Source organism: Psychrobacter sp. NPDC064578, from assembly GCF_044901245.1.
Taxonomy (GTDB): Bacteria; Pseudomonadota; Gammaproteobacteria; order Pseudomonadales; family Moraxellaceae; genus Psychrobacter; species Psychrobacter cibarius_C.
The window spans coordinates 167,899-184,475 of record NZ_JBJDPI010000004.1; the positions used below are offsets into that span (position 1 = coordinate 167,899).

Consider the following 16,577-nt stretch of genomic DNA (forward strand, 5'->3'; position numbering starts at 1 on the left):
GCTGATGCATTAACCCCACATCGCCGTCAGACGCTTTTGTTGGTAGCGCAGGCGTAGGGTGAGTAGAATAGACGATAAGAATAAACCCGTGATTAATGCCATCCAAAACCCTTGTGCGCCTATATCGGTGAAGCGCACCAAATAAACACCGAGCGGCAATGCCACCAGCCAGTAACAAAACAACGTGACCCACATTGGTATCGTGGTGTCTTGCATGCCGCGCAATATACCAGCGACGTTGACTTGCCAACCATCGAACAGCTGATAACCAAGAGCAAAAATAAGTAAATGCATAGATTGCGTGATAACGGCTGGGTTATCAGAGAATGCGGCTGCCAATTGCGGCCTAAATAGCCAAATACCAATCATACAAGTGAGCGCAATCAATACTGTCCAGATAAGACCAGTGGCTTGCACTTGACGTAACGCCATGAGGTTTTTTTCGCCAAAACGATTGGATACCATGATTGTCAGTGCCATCGCGACCGATATCGGAATCATAAACAGCTGGGAGGTCACCGCTAATGCCACCTGATGCGATGCGGTTGCGAGCTCACCTAATGGACTGATAACAAGAGCGCCCAAGCTGAACAAACTGGCTTCAAAAAAGATAGAGATACCAATCGGAATACCAAGTTTAAGGAGCTTTTTAATCTGTGCACGATTAGGACTGGCAAAGGCATAAAAGAAGCGCGTGCTGGCAAACTGCTGTCGCTTAGTAAAGCTGGTATAAGCCGCCAGTAATAAAACATTTATCCATAACACAATGGCCGTTGCGACCCCGCAGCCTGCGCCGCCCATTTCGGGCATGCCAAACAGACCGTGGATAAAAATATAGTTAAGGGGAATATCGGCAAGTAGCCCGATAATACTAATCACTGTCACCGGCTCAGGTCGCCCAAGTGCTTCGCAATAACTGCGTAGCACCGCATAGACAGCCAGAGCGGGAAAACCAAACGACACGCCATGCAAATACTGTGTTGCTATCGGTTGGATATTTTCAGGCACACCCATGACCCCAAGTACATTGGGTGCTAAATTAACGATGATAAAGCCCATAATACCAATGACACTGGCGGTCCATAAAGACTGCTGCGTGATATGTGGTACTTGATGGTGCTTATTTTGACCAATCGCCTCACCAATAAGAGGGGTGGTGGCGATTAAAATACCAGTGGCTAATAAAAACAGCGGCAGCCAAATACCAGAGCCAACGGCGACGGCAGCCAAATCAAGCGCGGAGACTTGACCTGCCATGATAGCATCGACCACACCAAGTGCTGCTTGGCAAAACTGAGTAATTAAAATAGGAAGCGCGAGCACGCCTAAGCGTAAGCTGTAGCTTTTAAAATCTCTAAAAGATAATGGGAAAACCATAGTAAGCAACTTTTTATTCTTTGCGGTAATTATGATAGATGAGCAAGTATTGCCATCAACAAAACAATAGCGAGACGGTCATACCATGACCAAAAATTTGAGCAGAAAAGCAAATGAGAATGAGGACACGCCCTAAGCACGTTTAACCAAGCCAATCCAGTTTTTTGGATGGATGTAAAAGGGGGAGTCGTGCCGACGATAATACTCCGATAAATAATATGAGCAAGCCCATATAGACAGAGTATGCAAAAAAAGGCAGGCACAAAAATAAAAATAACCCGTCAATCCAAGCAGTGGATTGACAGGTCATAAATAAATAGAATGGTAAAGAAGCCACGCTATGATGTCAACGCTTTAAAAGCGTTGTATCGATCTTAAAAACTGACTGTGAAAGATGATCGATTCCATAGAGTGTGCACTGGACGATAACCATTCTAACTTATAGGCACATCAGCAGGCATTTATAGCGACTCAGGCAAGTCTTGCACCACTGCTTCATAGCCAATCAAGGTATTATTGGCATCAAATGCTTGCACGACAATCACGTAATTGGTGGACATGGCTGGAATGACAGGGGCAAACTGTGTTTCAAGATTACTTAATATCACATTCTGCACATAGCCGTTGGCACCAGACTCGGCTTTGTTGACATCAATTTGGCTGACCAGTAAATACTTGGTATTGGCAGGATTTTGCCAAGAGACGGTCTTTTGATTGCCATTACCGATGACATCAAGAGTCATTTTGCCCAGACTATAATCAAGTGGGTACGTCTTAAAGTTAGAGCGATCGCTGATGGTGTAGGTGACGTTGCAATTTTTTTCGCTACTGGTCAGTTTTTTACCGCCAAGGCCATCCTGATACTCAAAGCTACCTCTCCAAGGTGATCCTGCTTCTTTTTCCTCAAAGCTCCCCGCAAAGGTGGTTAATAAGTTTGGTGTTTCTATGCCCAAACCATTGACATATTTAATGTCTAAAAACGCTAACGTATCGAGACTGCCTGTTATTTTACCCGCGATATAGTTGTCAACCTTGATGGCTGAGTTGATACCCAAAGTGTTATTTTCTTGGCAGGCTTGCTGCTGATAACTAACGCTACCATCGACGCTACCAGCGCCATCTTTACTGATATCAAAGTAGACGGCACCAATATCGATATCGTCGCTGTCACCATCGTCAATCTCAATGAAGTGTCCGACATATAAACCGCCGCGACCGCCTTCTGGGGTTATTTTATCCAAGAAATTATCGAGTGATTCTTCTGGTAAAAATACCGACTCCAAAATCTCAGCCATGGATTTTTCATCATCGCTCAGCCTATCTTCGACTTCTTTATACTTCTCTTTGACCTTGTCTTCCACACGATCATATTCATCTTTCACCTGATCTTCTATTCGGTCATATTCCTCTTTGACCTTGTCCCCGTCACTGCCACAGGCGCTAAGGGTCAGACTGAATATACTGACGGTTAATACAGATAATAGTAGTTTGGGTGCGCTCATAAGCGGGTCCTGATAATGGGAATGAAGGTGTGATAAAAAAGGTCGAGAAATGAATTGTTGAGCATAAATCGCAAATATAGCAAATTTTTTGCAGGCAGCGCATCAATAAGTGTTCGTTGATAACACTAAAAACCTTACGCAATCGTTACGATTTAACCATCAGTTACTCAGATAGCAGATGAAGGGTTTCTGCCATACCCATAATGGCGTACCAGTGTTTGGCGTCTAGTGGAATCACGGTAAGTTGCTCACAGCCTTTTCTCATTAATAATGAATCCTCAAGTGCGGGTAAAAATTTAAGGGCTGATAGTGGTAGAATATCAATGAACGCTTGCTCAAAAGTGACGTCTACCATATACCAGCGTGGCTCATCTTCGGTGGCAATAGGATCGTAATGACGGTGCTCAGGATGGAACTGGCAAGGGTCAGGATAGCCTGCTTTGCTTACCGTCATGATGCCAGCGACGCCAGACGGCTTAGCGCTAGAGTGATAAAAGAATACCTTATCGCTGACCTGCATCTCGTCACGCATGAAGTTACGAGCGCGGTAATTGCGTACACCATCCCAACTGTCGGTCTCTAGGCGTTGCAAATCATCAATACCAAAAAACTTGGGGTTGGACTTCATTAACCAATAAGCCATATCTTTATCCTATTTATCATTATCAGCCATTCATTATTTACAATATCACTGTATGCAATGTCATTTAATACAATGCCATTTTATGCCATCATTCTTCACTATTTTGCCTATAAAAATACAGGGTTAACATGCATATTTGTGACTGGTTTTGTTATTGATCGGCTTTTCTTTAAGATAGCCTTTTTTTTAATTACATTAGCCGTTATCCTAGCGCTACTTTCTGCTAGTAACAGCAGTCATCCATTTATGTAACCTTTTTTATAGATACCTTCGTTTATGTCAAATATTACACCTGCTCATTTTTCTGATAATCTCAGCATCTCTAATAATACTGCGAGTGGGATACAGGTAAGCGCCATTCCACTGGCGCTTTATATTCATATCCCGTGGTGTGTCAAAAAATGCCCTTATTGTGATTTTAATTCGCATGAGCTGCCGATGGATATGCAACTATCTATGTATGACGAATATGTGGATGCGCTGCTGTCAGATGCCGCCATGCAGCAGTCGTTAACCCAAGCGCGTGAAATCAGTTCGATTTTTATCGGTGGTGGTACGCCTTCACTGCTACCCATTGCGCAATACCAGCGATTGTTTACTGGCTTACGCAACATTTTTAAGTTTGCTGATGGCATTGAAGTGACGATGGAAGCCAATCCGGGCACGCTTGAGCATGCGCCTTTTTCCCAATATTTAGAGGTGGGTATCAATCGTTTGTCGATAGGTGTACAAAGTTTTGCTGCTGATAAGCTCAAAACCCTTGGTCGCATACATGACCCTGCACAAGCATTGTCAGCGATTCGTGCGGCGCGCGAGGCTGGGTTTGAGCGAGTCAATGTCGATTTGATGCATGGGCTGCCGCAGCAAACGATGAATGAGGCGCTGAACGATATCCAGATGGCACACGATGCTGGGGCGACGCATATCTCTTGGTATCAATTAACGATTGAGCCCAATACCGTATTTTACCGTAGCCAGCCGATTTTGCCAGATGAGGATAACTTGGCAGATATTGAGCAGGCAGGTCAAGCGTTGTTGCAGCAATTGGGCTACCACAATTACGAAGTATCCGCGTGGGCAGGCGCGTCAGATAAGGCATGCCGTCACAATGTGAATTACTGGCAATTTGGTGACTACCTAGCGATTGGTGCGGGCGCGCATGGCAAAGTAACGATTGCTCATGAAGCATCAGCATTAACAGAGAATGGCTTGAAGAATGACTTGCTAGCAGATTCTGGTATTTATCGTTTTAGTAAGTCACGACTGCCTAAAGATTATGTGGATTATCAAGATAACACTGACTCTTCTGTTAAACGAAATGCACCAAAAATGGTGGGTTGGCAGGAAATTGACAGTGATGAATTGGTCAGTGAGTTTATGCTGAATGCGCTACGTCTACATGATGGCGTCGCTTGGTCTATGTTTACTGCAAGGACAGGGCTGAGTTACGATGATATTGCTGTACAAGTGGCGCAATTGATTACTCAGGGATTGCTAGTAGACAATACCGAGCGGCTACAGCCAACGCTATTGGGTCAACGTTATCTCAATCAGATATTGCGAGCTTTCTTATAATTAGAGATATTTACTGTTCTTTAATGTCAGTCTTTACTATCGAAAAATAAAGTCATAAAAAAAGGCTTATCACATAAATGATAAGCCTTTCAAATACGCAAAAAAATCAATACTTAGATTTTATTTTGTACGTCTTGTGCGCCGCCAGTAACAGCTTCGCCAGCGCTTGATACGTCTTGGCCCAAACCTTTAAAAGTGTTGCAACCAGTTAGAACAAACATAGCAGTTAAAGATGCGATGATTAATTTTTTCATAATAGAATCCTCAAAAATGGGTCGTTATAAATAATAACAGTGATGCTAAGCATTAGGCTTGAGCCTCACTGAGGGGTTATTGGATAAGATAATAATTGATAAATACTATCTCGATATCCGTTAGAGACATCATAGTGAAAGTTAAAAACTGTGCAAAGTATCAAAATGTAATTATTGGCAGTAAACTGTAACTTTTAATTACCTTTTGCTCAGAAATTCAAATAACCATCATTTTAGTAGAGTCTGTCTACGTTATCTCGGATCGACGATAATATGCAGATTTGACGACTTAAGGAGTCGATATGACCACTCATATTGTGTTGGTAGCGCCAAAAATGCCTAGTAACACGGGCAATATTATCCGCTTATGTGCCAACACGGGCGCGCAGCTACATTTGGTAAGGCCATTAGGGTTTGAGCTTGATGATAAAAAGCTGCGGCGTGCAGGTTTGGATTATCATGAATACGCGCACCTACAAGTACATGATGATTGGGCGACAGCAAAACTGGCGCTACAGGCAGCGGATTGTCATATTGTCACAGCATTGACCACCAAACTGAGCAAGCCTTTTTATGACTATGACTTTGGTGGGCAACAGATGGCTGCCGAATCTGATCGTGCTCTGATGCCTGAGCAGATACCTAATGTCGCCTTAGTATTTGGCTCTGAAACAGCAGGTCTGGCAGATGATATACGTGAAGATATCGGCGCTGATCACTGGTTGCGCTTGCCTATGCTGGCTGATTCACGCAGTTTGAACTTATCGAATAGTGTGGCGATATGTCTGTATGAGGTATGGCGTCAGCAAGGCTTCACTGGTGACGAAGGTCGTAGTATAGGGTATGAGACGTTGACAGTGTACGATCCAAAATAGCCATGCATTTTTTACTGATTGCAGGCGATGATCCAACATTCAGGTATTCATCGCCATTCATAACACCTTATCAATCATATATGCCATATATCTTATAAGCAGTTGGGTGGTTTGGGCAGACCGGCAAGGCGATTGACATGGCGGGCAACCAAGCCAGTGTTGAATAACTGCTGTAGTTTCTGATTGCTGATATCATGCTCTGGCAAGGTTTTCTGTAACCATTTAATCAGTGGGCGCGTAGCTGGTGCGTGATTAAACTGAGTAAAAAATGCCCGTACCTGTTGTAAAATTTGTAAATGCTCAGTTTCTAGATGCACCTCTAGAGTGTTGGCCAATTGCTGAGCGATATCAAGGGTCCAGATATTATGGTCACATAAATGACCGTCTTGATCCAATTCAACGTTGATTGCCGCAGTTATAGCATGATTGGTTATATCATGATTGATCGTATTGTCGTTATTCATAGGGCGATGGTCACTACTTTATCAAACCCCGCATTATTAGCACTGGTATTACTAAAATTGGCACTTTGAGTCAGATTGACCCATTCTTCGTCCGTTAACAGCCCACTCAACTTGGTCTCTAGATTGAGCTTCGCACTGGTATTGGTACTCAGCTGCGCCACATCATCGGCTAAGGCATAAATATTTGCGATGCCTTGTATTTCACTGTCACTCAAATACGCATCAAGCCAACTGATAAAAGCCACGGTGCTACCGAGCAAGAGAATGCTGTCACCGGTGCGCCATGTCCGTGACATCTCATCGACACTGCGCCTGAGCATATCCATTGTGCTGTGTATTTGATATAAAGTTGCCATAACAGTGTCCGATTCGTTGCTAGATTTAGGATAAGGCGTGTCCTCATTTTCATCTCTATTTTTAAAATGAGGACACGTCCTAGTATTTAAAGTATTACAAATAAAATGGCGAGGCTAAAAGCGTAGTATTTGCTCAAAGTCTGAAGCGTTCACCACTTCAGGTATCAATGTCAATTGTGAAGCCAAATCAATAGGCAGCATACCCGTGACCCACCCGCTAAAGACATCGTCAGGTAGCCAAGCGGCTGGCATGTCATATAGCTCAAGCGACTGAATCATGCCGTGCAAACGCGACGCAGGCTGCATCAACAAGCCAAAAACAGGCGCATCCAAATACAGCTGTACTTCATGATCAAAGGTCGCTAGCGTTAATGCAAGCGCACAGCCTTCATAACTCGCCATTTCAGTCGGCGTGAGCAGCTGAATTAATAATTTCATGGTTAATTCCTAATCTAATTGGTCGCTGACAATTATTATCATAAAATGTAATCTGTCTGCACGGCAAGCCATCAAAACTGCATCAAACGACAGTCGCCTTGCATCATCATCGCCAGCTCACTTAGTCCGACCAGTGAAAAGCCAGTGGCAAGGTTGTCACCATTAAGTTGATGGCGCTTGCTGTTATCTGTATCGCTAATGCCGCGACTGAGTGCGGTACTGACACAGACGGGCAGCGCTAACTGGAACTGCTCAGCGAGCGTTTGCCACTCTTTGGTCAAATTAATTTGATCCGCTGACTGCCAGCGTAAACCATTGGCCGTATGCGCCGCATCGCCATAAAAAAACACGTTTAAGGTGACATTATCTAAGGTGACATTATCATTGGTATCTTTATTATTGGCGGCATTTTTGAGATAAGCGCGTGCATAACGTAGCGCTAAATGGGCAAGTGGGTGGCTAGGATCAGCAGTAATCAGAAGCAATGGGGTCATGGTTGTCATAAGAGCTCTTTTCAATCATCTGCGCTAAAGTTGTTTATGCTACCATAAAGCGCTCAAAAGCAAATAGGGTCACTGTCATTAAACGTAGTTTTATATTAAATACTGACATATTGCGTATCGTTAGTTGATGCTGTGACTGCTTCGTAAGAAAAAACGATAAACTTATGCGCTAAGTTCACGTAGTCTTATCACTCTATGCAAGGAGTTATGTTCCCTATGTCACCCGCTATGCCTTCACGTGCGACCCATGGTACAGATTGTCAGTATACAACCGAACAGCTGCAAATATTGCAGACGGCAAGCGAGTTCGCTTATCAGATTTGGGAGAGTCGAACGGTTTCATGCCAAACGTTTTTACGTAGCTACCCGTTAGATCAAACCTTAACTCGGCAGCAAATCGATGATTTGATTCAAGATTATACGTTAGATGATAATTACCAACTTGCTGATGAAGTGAAGGTGATGAGTGGCCTGCGTCATCTACGTACACTGCTGATGATGCGCTGGATTTGGCAAGATGCCTTACAACTGATAGCGCTTGAGCAATTGACCGACGAGCTGTCTGAGTTTGCAGATGGTTGTATCTCATTTGCCAAAGATTATACCTACCAGCATTTGATTAAACAGTACGGCGAACCGACTTTTATCAATGCTAAAGGTAACGTGCAAATTGATGACATGGCGATTATGGCGATGGGTAAGCTTGGCGCTCATGAGCTGAACCTATCGAGTGATATAGACCTTATCTTTGTCCATCAGGCTCGCGGTGTAACCAACGGTGATAAATCAAAAGGCACGCGCAGCATAGATAATAAGCGGTTTATGACAAGGCTCGGTCAAGGTATTATTAAATTACTGGATCAAAAGACGGCTGATGGCTTTGTCTTTCGGGTCGATATGCGTCTGCGACCGTGGGGTGATGGTAGTGATTTGGCCATTCATCTGTCCGCATTACAGAAGTACTTCTCTCAACATGGACGTGCATGGGAGCGTTTTGCATGGCTGAAAGCACGAGTAGTCGGGCAGATAGAACAGCCGTTTTATGATGAGATACAAGCGCTCATCAAACCCTTTGTTTTCCGTTATTACGTGGATTATAGTGCTTTTTCAGCGCTCAGGGAGATGAAATCCCTTATCCAAAACCAAGTCGCTCAGCGGGAGGATTTGGATAACATCAAGCTGGGTGCTGGTGGTATTAGAGACATTGAGTTTATTGTGCAGGCCTTTCAGTTGATTTATGGTGGCAGGCATCCTCAATTACAGGTGAAATCTTGTTTACAAGCGATGCAGGTATTACATAAGCTTGAGTATCTAGAGAGGAGTACTTATCAAAAGCTTCAAGCCGCGTATCGTTTTTTACGTCGGCTTGAACACGCCATTCAAGCGATTAATGATCAACAGACTCAGCGCCTGCCACATGATCCGCAGTGGCAGCATAACTTGGCAGTTACCCTTGGGTTTGACGATTGGAACGCCCTGTTAGATACCCTTAACCACCACCGAGACAATGTCAATGTTCCCTTTGAGCGTATGGTGACCGAACGTCAAGTACCGGATCATGAAGACACAGATCTTGAGCCCGAACATCTTGATGAACAGATTTCACGATTGAATGACGTGCTGACGGCAGAAAATCGAATGCTATTACAAGATTTTTGGCAGTCAAAGATGGTCGCTAACTTAAGTGATGAGGCTCGCGAGCGGTTGGATGACGCTTATCCTGTGATTATCCATGCGTTACTCGCTCATCAAGAGCAGCAGCAATTGGCCAATACCGCTTTGCCGCGTCTCATTACATTGCTCGAAGCGATTTGTCGTCGTTCTATCTATTTGGTGATGATTGCAGAAAATCCCAATGCAACGATTGAGCTGATACCCATGCTGTCGGCGAGTCCTTGGATTGCCAAAGAGTTGGCACATTATCCTGTGCTCTTAGATACTTTTTTACAGCAGCGCTATCGCCACTTGCCGGACAAGCCAGAGTTGCGTGATATTTTGCGTCAACAGCTATTGCGCGTAGAGCCTAATGACGAAGAAGAGCTGCTGAGCGTATTAAGACTGTTTAAAAAGAACCAAGTGTTGGCGGTCGCCGCTAGTGATGTATTGGCTGAGCGTCCGATTATGAAGGTGTCGGATTCTCTTACGTATATCGCAGCGGTGGTACTAGAAGCCGCATTAGAACGGGCTTTTGCAGAAATTGTCAAACGCTACGGCTATCCTATTGGTCAAGATGGCGATCCAGTGACCGAGGCAGACTGCGGTTTTGCCATCATTGGTTATGGCAAGCTTGGCGGGCTAGAGCTGTCGTATTCTTCAGATTTGGATTTGGTGTTTTTGCATAAGATAAAAGAGCAGGGCATGACTACGGGTGAAAAATCAGTCAGCGGTATGAAGTTTGCTGCCCGTTTGGTACAAAAGCTGATGAACTATCTCAACACCCAAACTCGAGATGGCCGCGCTTATGAGATTGATATGCGTCTGCGTCCTTCAGGTAATGCTGGCATGATGGTGGTGTCTTGTCATGCTTTTGAAACCTATCAGCTAGAAAAGGCATGGTCGTGGGAGCATCAAGCCTTGGTAAGGGCGCGAGCGATTTGCGGTGACAAGCGAGTGACGGCACGCTTTTGTGATATTCGCCGAGACGTATTATCATTACCGCGCACGATAGAGCAGGTGCGTACAGAAGTCACCAGTATGCGTATTAAGATGCAAAAACATCTGGGCACCAGTCAATGGCAACAACAAGCAGGTAAGTTTCATCTTAAACAAGATGCAGGCGGGATCATCGACATCGAGTTCTTAGCGCAATTTGCAGTATTGGCTTATTCGCATGAGCATCCGAGCCTGACCAAATGGAGCGACAACGTTCGTATTTTCGAAGAAGTGGCATCACTGGGTATTTGGGAGGAGCAAGTCTGCCAAGATTTAACGGATGCCTACCTCAGAATTCGTGCTGCTACTCATCAATTGGCACTATCAGAGCAATCGCTATTGGTGGATGAGTCACTGTGGAAAGAAACACGAGCATTAGTACAAGCGCAATGGCAACATTTGATGGGTGTTAATTTGTCCGATGGCGATTCGCCCAATTCTTAAGAAGGTTTTTGCTTATAAATAATAGCCTGTGATACTCAAACTAAAAGATTTCATTTGCTAGCACCGCCAGTGATATAATCGGCGACACATTACGATAAAGCTGTCAGTTGTTGGTTATTTCTTAGTAAGGATAACACTATATTTTAGCAATAAAATTTGACGCTGCGGTGTTATCATATGATGTTGATAAATACGATTAAACAAAACCTCTAGTCGAAGCATTTATACGTGCGTCGACTATACCTAAAAAAATAGCCGTTAGTGCTAACATAAGGATTATAAAATGAACATGGCAACACAAGATGGTAAGCTTTGGATGAATGGCACAATGATTGAACAGCCAGATGCCAAAGTCCATGTGCTCACACATAGCTTGCATTATGGCATGGCGGTGTTTGAAGGTGTGCGTGCTTACCAAACCGCTGATAATCGCACGGCTATTTTTCGCTTAAAAGAGCATACCGAACGTCTGTTAGGCTCTGCAAAAATCTTTCAAATGAATGTACCGTTTGATGCAGCGACTCTGGAGCAGGCGCACAAAGATGTGGTCAAGCAAAACAACTTGGCAGAAGCCTATATTCGTCCGCTCATTTGGGTCGGTGCAGAAAAACTAGGTTTATCGTCACGTGACAATAGTATCAATGCGATGGTTGCTGCTTGGCATTGGGGCGCTTATCTTGGTGAAGAGGGTATCAAAAACGGTATCCGTGTAAAAACATCTTCATTTACTCATCATATGACCAATGTGACCATGTGTAAGGCAAAAGCCTCAAGCAACTATCCAGTTTCTATCATGGCAAACCAAGAAGTCACTCGTAATGGCTATGACGAAGCTATCTTGATGGATCCGCAGGGTTACGTCTGCCAAGGTGCTGGCGAAAACTTATTCTTAGTCAAAGACGGTGTATTGCATACGCCAGATCTAGCGGGCGGTGCACTTGATGGAATCACGCGTCGTACCATCATTCAATTTGCAGATGATCTAGGCATCAAGGTCGTTGAGCGCCGTATCACTCGTGATGAGTTTTATTTGGCGGATGAGATATTCATGACGGGTACGGCGGCTGAAGTGACGCCTATTCGTGAATATGATGATCGTACTATCGGCAATGGTGGACGTGGACCTTTGACTGAAAAGCTACAAACCTTGTACTTTGATGTAGTACATGGTCGCAATGAGCAATATATGGATTGGTTAAGTTTTATTGATTAAGACTCATTCATGAGATAGTAGAATTTAATAAAAGACCCAAAACAACGTAGTTGTCTTGGGTCTTTTGCTGTATTTATAAATTGGTTGCGAATAAATAAAGGTCACATTGATAACTATCATGGTTATAATTCTAATGCTTAGTAGAATAATAGCTAATTTTGGATTTTATTTTTTTTTCAATCTTTCGAACATTATGGCCATTAATCGTTTTGCTCATTGCCCTAAAAGGAATGAATAATTTTTCACCAATGCCATCAACCAATACAAACTCAGGAATACCTTGTCTGTGCTCGGTATACATAATGCCAGCAATATTAACTTCACCCAATACCACATGCAATTCACAACACTCATCAAAAAATTTATCTAACGCCTTTGCGTGTGTGTCATTAAAAATATTGGTATTAGAAAGCTCATAAAGTGTCATGGTTGAGCCGCTAGGGTCTATGACCTTTTCCGTCACTAGACCCAACCCTTTATCCGTTGCGATAAAGCCATATACGGTTTCCATTGGAAACGTAAATCGTTGCTGACCATAGTTGTTCTTACAAAGCTGTAGATATTGCAATATCTCTCTGCGAAACTGTTTGTATATGCCCTGAGAATGGTGACCGCGCAAGTAATGCTGCCCCTTTCTACCACCATTATATGTCGCATGCTCAGGCTTCATTATTTTGATAATCTTATCAGTATCAGATGGGTGCTCATATATATACTTCTGAGTGCCTGCATCTATTCTTTTTAGATTTTGAATTAAAATCATAATAAATCTCAGTTAGTCATATAAAAAATTTAATGAATAGTCTAAGCAAAAGAAAAAGGTGATTTATATTATAGGGACAGTCCGCATTAGTAATAAAGCTGTATTTAAGTGTTTTTTAATAAGTATTCATAGTACGAATCAGGTCTGACTTGTTTAACATAAGACATTTTATGGATGCCAGCTTGTGAGACTATATTTTGATAATCAGCTTCAGCATAAGGGTTATGCAAAGTAGCAACTAATAAATGAGGTTTAGTATCATCGATGATAGGGCATTGATACTGTGCAAGTTTGCCCTTAATGAGCGTGTCAAATAAGATTTGGAAGAAAAAATAATGAGGAATATATTCTTGCGTTTTCCAAAAGTTTAACATTAAATCCAAACACGTATGAATGACCGGATTTTTTTTGTGAGCAAAGATAACGCTGTTCAGCAAGTTTACCTTGTGCTTACTATCCCAGTTAAAATAGTAGCTATTAAATTTATGCCATTGTTGTTTATTATGTGCGTCTGTGACGCGCTGGTACATAAAAAAACCATTATCCTGTAACATATTAGGCAAAGGTTCGGTGAGATAGATAGTTGCATCCAACCAAACGCCGCCATAAACATCAAGTAATGCTAAGCGTAATAAATCTGCAAAAAATGCCGGTTTAAATCCTGAGAGTGTTTTTTTATCCCAAACAAATCTAGGTAGATCCAGATATTCATGAATATTACTGTCATCTAGCCGAATTATTTTATAGTCTGGACAGTGTTTGTCTATCGATTTGAAATATAATTTAACTGATTCAGGCAACTGATTTTCATTAATGCCTTGACCCCAATACTGCCAAATTATTTTTTCATCATAAAATTCTTTTTTTGGCTGTAATGAAAAATATTCTAGCTTGTCACTGTAATATAGCTCAATAAAAGATGCCCAACACGTGGCTACTTGGTTTTGTTGCTCAAGATTGGCCTCTTTTTCGAACGCTTTGCGTTTGCTGTGTGGGGTGGTTAAGTTATATAGATAACGATAAGGCTTTTTCTTTTTCTTTTTGAGCTGTTTATGGCTCTCACTATCAGAAAAAAAGTGAGGCGATATATTGCTTGAATCGAGTGTTGAGCTTTCTTCGACGTTTGCCATTCTTCTGTTCCCAGTCAGATTTTGTGATTTTGTCATTTGTTTCGGCTCTTAGATAAGCATGTCCGCCAAATCGGTAATGTGTCTTATCCGAAAACATTATTTTTGAGCTTTTTTTCCAGTATTCGTGCTCTCCACGTGTGAAATAGGGTGGTAGAACTTTAATGTCTGTACGATCTAATGCAAATTTGTTCAATTGACTTTCATCATGCCATAGTGCAATAACGTTATTTTTTAAATCTAATTCTGTGTTTTGGTTGAGATTTTCGCACATCTGTAAATATGCATGAGATTTCCCACCATTCAAGGCACCTGTGAAATAATATTTTCCTTTATGATAGGGAATATATGCTTGTGATTGAGGGTTACGATCATAAGTGTAGGCACGTTTATTAAGATGAAACATATGAGGCTGGACGCCGAGACTCAGCTCCTCATGGTGATCGAGAGGCAACAACTCATCTTCAGTGATATCAGAAAGAAACTCTGTATTGGCATTAAAGTAGAATATGAAGTCATACTTTTCAATAATAGACTTTGCCCCTAAAAAGAATTTAAAGCGCATCAATGTGCTATAAGGCCATCCTAAAGCCTCCTGTTTTATCATTGTGACATTAGGATAGTCAGTCTGCCTGCTGATTAATGCTAGGTCATCCGTAAATAAAACATAGTGTTTGTTACTATTGGGAAGTAAGTGTTTTTCAGCAGAGCAATAAAAGTAATCCCAAAAAACGGTATATCGACCAGTGGCAATATATAATATGGCTACAGATGGTTTGTTATCTTCCGTCATTACTTTCCCATTCCAAAATTATTATCATAATAAATTATTTGACGATAAAATATTCTATTTAAAAACCACTTCTGCTGCAAATATGGATTTCTTAATCTTCATTCCAATCCTGTTAATTTCGCGCTTCGCTTTAAACATAGCAGGTTTTTTCTCTGACTTCATACGGCCTTGACGATCTTTGATTAGCGCACTTGGGAGCGAGGGATTGCCTTTATTTAAAAGCATTTCTTGAATACATAGGGCAGGGGTCATTTGATATACGGGTTCAGCACCATGTTTGATAAAATCGTCAAACATTAACTCATCAAGCGGTAGCAGTTTGTTTTTTGAGATATAGTCCAAATATACTTGCGCACCGCGCAACGACAAAATATAACCTGCGGTACCTAAATTCTTCCCTTTTAATTGGGCAATGCGCCGCCTATTTAAGACAATCTCAGAGGAATTGGAAGACAAAAATACTTTTTCAGAAAAGGCTTCTGTTTTAATAATATGCCATTCAGGTTGTATCCAACTCGTGGTGGTTAATAGCGCTTCTGCATCTTCACCTAAGTATACATCGTCTTCAAAAATGGCTAAATAAGGTATGTTTTGATCAATCATTTGTTGCCAAACAGAAGCATGGCTCATAAAACATGCCAATTCGCCACCAGTCAAATCGATGTTTTCTAAATCAATGGGCAAAGTTTGAGCATAAGTATGAGCCAAGTCTGGTGTTAAGGCATTGAAGAATTCAAAGTCGACGTTGTTTTTTTGAAATTCATTAGTGATATGTTTTCTGCGCTCTACCGCAGATTCTAAACTGATAACGATGTTTTTCATAAAATATAAACTACTTGTTTAGGTATAAGTTGGCAACAGCCTTGGTTTTATTTTGCCACATTCTTTTCTGTTTTTTTATATTATAGGACAAGTCTCGATTTTCTTTGTCTTTGCGTTTTATATTTTGCGATGCTTCCGTCCCTAAGATATCGCTGTCAAGGCCTAAAGGCTGTACCAATGCAGGCCAAATACCCAACCCTTTTCCATTGTTACTCAGCCATTGTTGGAAAAATATATCAACGGGCATAGAGATGGGTTTTGCGGCTGCAATAAATGCTTCAGCGCCCTTACGTGACCAAATGAGGCCAAGACCACGAATAGGGAAATAATAGGCGTGCCATAATGTATGTTTATCAAAACTGGCGATGTCCCGAGCAAGCTTTTTCTTTTTTGCTGCAAGATTTACCAAGTACCAATCCAACGTTGGATGAGCATGTAAAAACGCTAGGGTTTCATTTATTATCGTCTTGAAGTTGGTGGACAAGGTCATATCATCTTCTAGTACTACCAAGAAGTCAGCATCCGTCTGCAAGAATTGTTCAGCGCATTTGTAATGACTTAGATAACAGCCGATTTCGGAGCTTAATAAGCTACGTCCTAGATTTTTTCTGGCTTGAGAGTCATCATAATCTGCAAAATCAGACAAATTTTTACCGCGGCCATCATAGGCTGGTATTCTTTCAAATGGCCACTCTATTTGCTCTAACTGCTGAGTTGCGCTTTCTAGGCGCGCATCGCTTCCATCTAAATTAACCAAATATGTCAATGTCTTCATA

The 16,577-nt window shown here is 42.2% G+C and carries 17 protein-coding genes; 4 read left to right on the top strand and 13 right to left on the bottom strand.

The features are described 5' to 3' along the window. Nucleotides 1–9: 9 nt before the first annotated feature. The 3 genes from ACI2JM_RS06025 to ACI2JM_RS06035 all read right to left on the bottom strand — a co-directional run bounded on the left by ACI2JM_RS06025 (nucleotide 10) and on the right by ACI2JM_RS06035 (nucleotide 3,522). Entirely contained in the window at nucleotides 10–1,377 is a 1,368-nt protein-coding gene (locus ACI2JM_RS06025; protein ID WP_055124142.1) for an MATE family efflux transporter, read from the bottom strand. A 461-nt stretch (nucleotides 1,378–1,838) separates the two neighbouring features. Next, nucleotides 1,839–2,879, bottom strand: a complete 1,041-nt coding sequence (locus tag ACI2JM_RS06030) for a hypothetical protein (RefSeq protein WP_404642863.1) — start codon at nucleotides 2,877–2,879, stop codon at nucleotides 1,839–1,841. 163 nt (nucleotides 2,880–3,042) lie between these two features. Next, complete coding sequence (locus tag ACI2JM_RS06035) at nucleotides 3,043–3,522, bottom strand: EVE domain-containing protein (RefSeq protein ID WP_404642865.1); 480 nt, start codon at nucleotides 3,520–3,522, stop codon at nucleotides 3,043–3,045. Nucleotides 3,523–3,798: 276 nt separating this feature from the next. On the opposite strand from ACI2JM_RS06035, the gene hemW reads away from it, so the two are divergent. Then, nucleotides 3,799–5,097 carry a radical SAM family heme chaperone HemW gene (hemW, locus tag ACI2JM_RS06040; protein WP_404642867.1) on the top strand — a complete coding sequence of 433 codons (1,299 nt, stop codon included), beginning with the start codon at nucleotides 3,799–3,801 and terminating at the stop codon, nucleotides 5,095–5,097. A 113-nt stretch (nucleotides 5,098–5,210) separates the two neighbouring features. Here the strand turns inward: hemW and ACI2JM_RS06045 are convergent, their stop codons facing one another. Next, nucleotides 5,211–5,351 (bottom strand): entericidin A/B family lipoprotein, encoded by a 141-nt coding sequence (locus ACI2JM_RS06045; protein WP_045447789.1) that lies wholly within the window; start codon nucleotides 5,349–5,351, stop codon nucleotides 5,211–5,213. A 302-nt stretch (nucleotides 5,352–5,653) separates the two neighbouring features. Here ACI2JM_RS06045 and ACI2JM_RS06050 point away from each other — a divergent pair, with 302 nt between their 5' ends. Further along, nucleotides 5,654–6,226 carry a tRNA (cytidine(34)-2'-O)-methyltransferase gene (locus tag ACI2JM_RS06050; RefSeq protein ID WP_193009162.1) on the top strand — a complete coding sequence of 191 codons (573 nt, stop codon included), beginning with the start codon at nucleotides 5,654–5,656 and terminating at the stop codon, nucleotides 6,224–6,226. Nucleotides 6,227–6,318: 92 nt separating this feature from the next. Here ACI2JM_RS06050 and ACI2JM_RS06055 read toward each other — a convergent pair whose 3' ends face one another. The 4 genes from ACI2JM_RS06055 to tusD all read right to left on the bottom strand — a co-directional run bounded on the left by ACI2JM_RS06055 (nucleotide 6,319) and on the right by tusD (nucleotide 7,987). After that, nucleotides 6,319–6,690 carry a TusE/DsrC/DsvC family sulfur relay protein gene (locus ACI2JM_RS06055; RefSeq protein WP_404642870.1) on the bottom strand — a complete coding sequence of 124 codons (372 nt, stop codon included), beginning with the start codon at nucleotides 6,688–6,690 and terminating at the stop codon, nucleotides 6,319–6,321. After that, complete coding sequence (locus ACI2JM_RS06060) at nucleotides 6,687–7,046, bottom strand: hypothetical protein (RefSeq protein WP_404642872.1); 360 nt, start codon at nucleotides 7,044–7,046, stop codon at nucleotides 6,687–6,689. The genes ACI2JM_RS06055 and ACI2JM_RS06060 overlap by 4 nt, the downstream gene beginning before the upstream one ends. Nucleotides 7,047–7,160: 114 nt before the next feature. Further along, the gene (locus ACI2JM_RS06065) at nucleotides 7,161–7,484 is read right to left on the bottom strand and encodes a hypothetical protein (protein WP_404642874.1); all 324 of its coding nucleotides are present in this window, start codon (nucleotides 7,482–7,484) and stop codon (nucleotides 7,161–7,163) included. Between the two features lie 71 nt (nucleotides 7,485–7,555). Further along, complete coding sequence (tusD, locus tag ACI2JM_RS06070) at nucleotides 7,556–7,987, bottom strand: sulfurtransferase complex subunit TusD (protein WP_404642876.1); 432 nt, start codon at nucleotides 7,985–7,987, stop codon at nucleotides 7,556–7,558. Nucleotides 7,988–8,203: 216 nt separating this feature from the next. On the opposite strand from tusD, the gene glnE reads away from it, so the two are divergent. Both glnE and ACI2JM_RS06080 read left to right on the top strand, forming a co-directional pair. Beyond that, a complete protein-coding gene (gene glnE / locus ACI2JM_RS06075) occupies nucleotides 8,204–11,083 on the top strand; it encodes a bifunctional [glutamate--ammonia ligase]-adenylyl-L-tyrosine phosphorylase/[glutamate--ammonia-ligase] adenylyltransferase (protein ID WP_404642878.1) in 2,880 nt (959 codons plus the stop codon). Between the two features lie 283 nt (nucleotides 11,084–11,366). After that, nucleotides 11,367–12,296 carry a branched-chain amino acid transaminase gene (locus tag ACI2JM_RS06080; RefSeq protein ID WP_201501366.1) on the top strand — a complete coding sequence of 310 codons (930 nt, stop codon included), beginning with the start codon at nucleotides 11,367–11,369 and terminating at the stop codon, nucleotides 12,294–12,296. 130 nt (nucleotides 12,297–12,426) lie between these two features. Here ACI2JM_RS06080 and ACI2JM_RS06085 read toward each other — a convergent pair whose 3' ends face one another. The 5 genes from ACI2JM_RS06085 to ACI2JM_RS06105 form a co-directional block, all read right to left on the bottom strand. Next, nucleotides 12,427–13,059, bottom strand: coding sequence for a YrbL family protein (locus tag ACI2JM_RS06085; RefSeq protein ID WP_404642880.1), 633 nt, complete (start codon nucleotides 13,057–13,059; stop codon nucleotides 12,427–12,429). A 104-nt stretch (nucleotides 13,060–13,163) separates the two neighbouring features. Then, a complete protein-coding gene (locus ACI2JM_RS06090; protein ID WP_404642882.1) occupies nucleotides 13,164–14,225 on the bottom strand; it encodes a capsular polysaccharide synthesis protein in 1,062 nt (353 codons plus the stop codon). Then, nucleotides 14,125–14,979 carry a glycosyltransferase gene (locus ACI2JM_RS06095; protein WP_404642884.1) on the bottom strand — a complete coding sequence of 285 codons (855 nt, stop codon included), beginning with the start codon at nucleotides 14,977–14,979 and terminating at the stop codon, nucleotides 14,125–14,127. Before ACI2JM_RS06095 ends, ACI2JM_RS06090 begins: the two co-directional genes overlap by 101 nt. Nucleotides 14,980–15,033: 54 nt before the next feature. Continuing rightward, nucleotides 15,034–15,801, bottom strand: coding sequence for a glycosyltransferase family 25 protein (locus tag ACI2JM_RS06100; RefSeq protein ID WP_404642886.1), 768 nt, complete (start codon nucleotides 15,799–15,801; stop codon nucleotides 15,034–15,036). Between the two features lie 10 nt (nucleotides 15,802–15,811). Next, nucleotides 15,812–16,576 (bottom strand): glycosyltransferase family 25 protein, encoded by a 765-nt coding sequence (locus ACI2JM_RS06105; RefSeq protein WP_404642888.1) that lies wholly within the window; start codon nucleotides 16,574–16,576, stop codon nucleotides 15,812–15,814. Nucleotide 16,577: the final 1 nt, after the last annotated feature.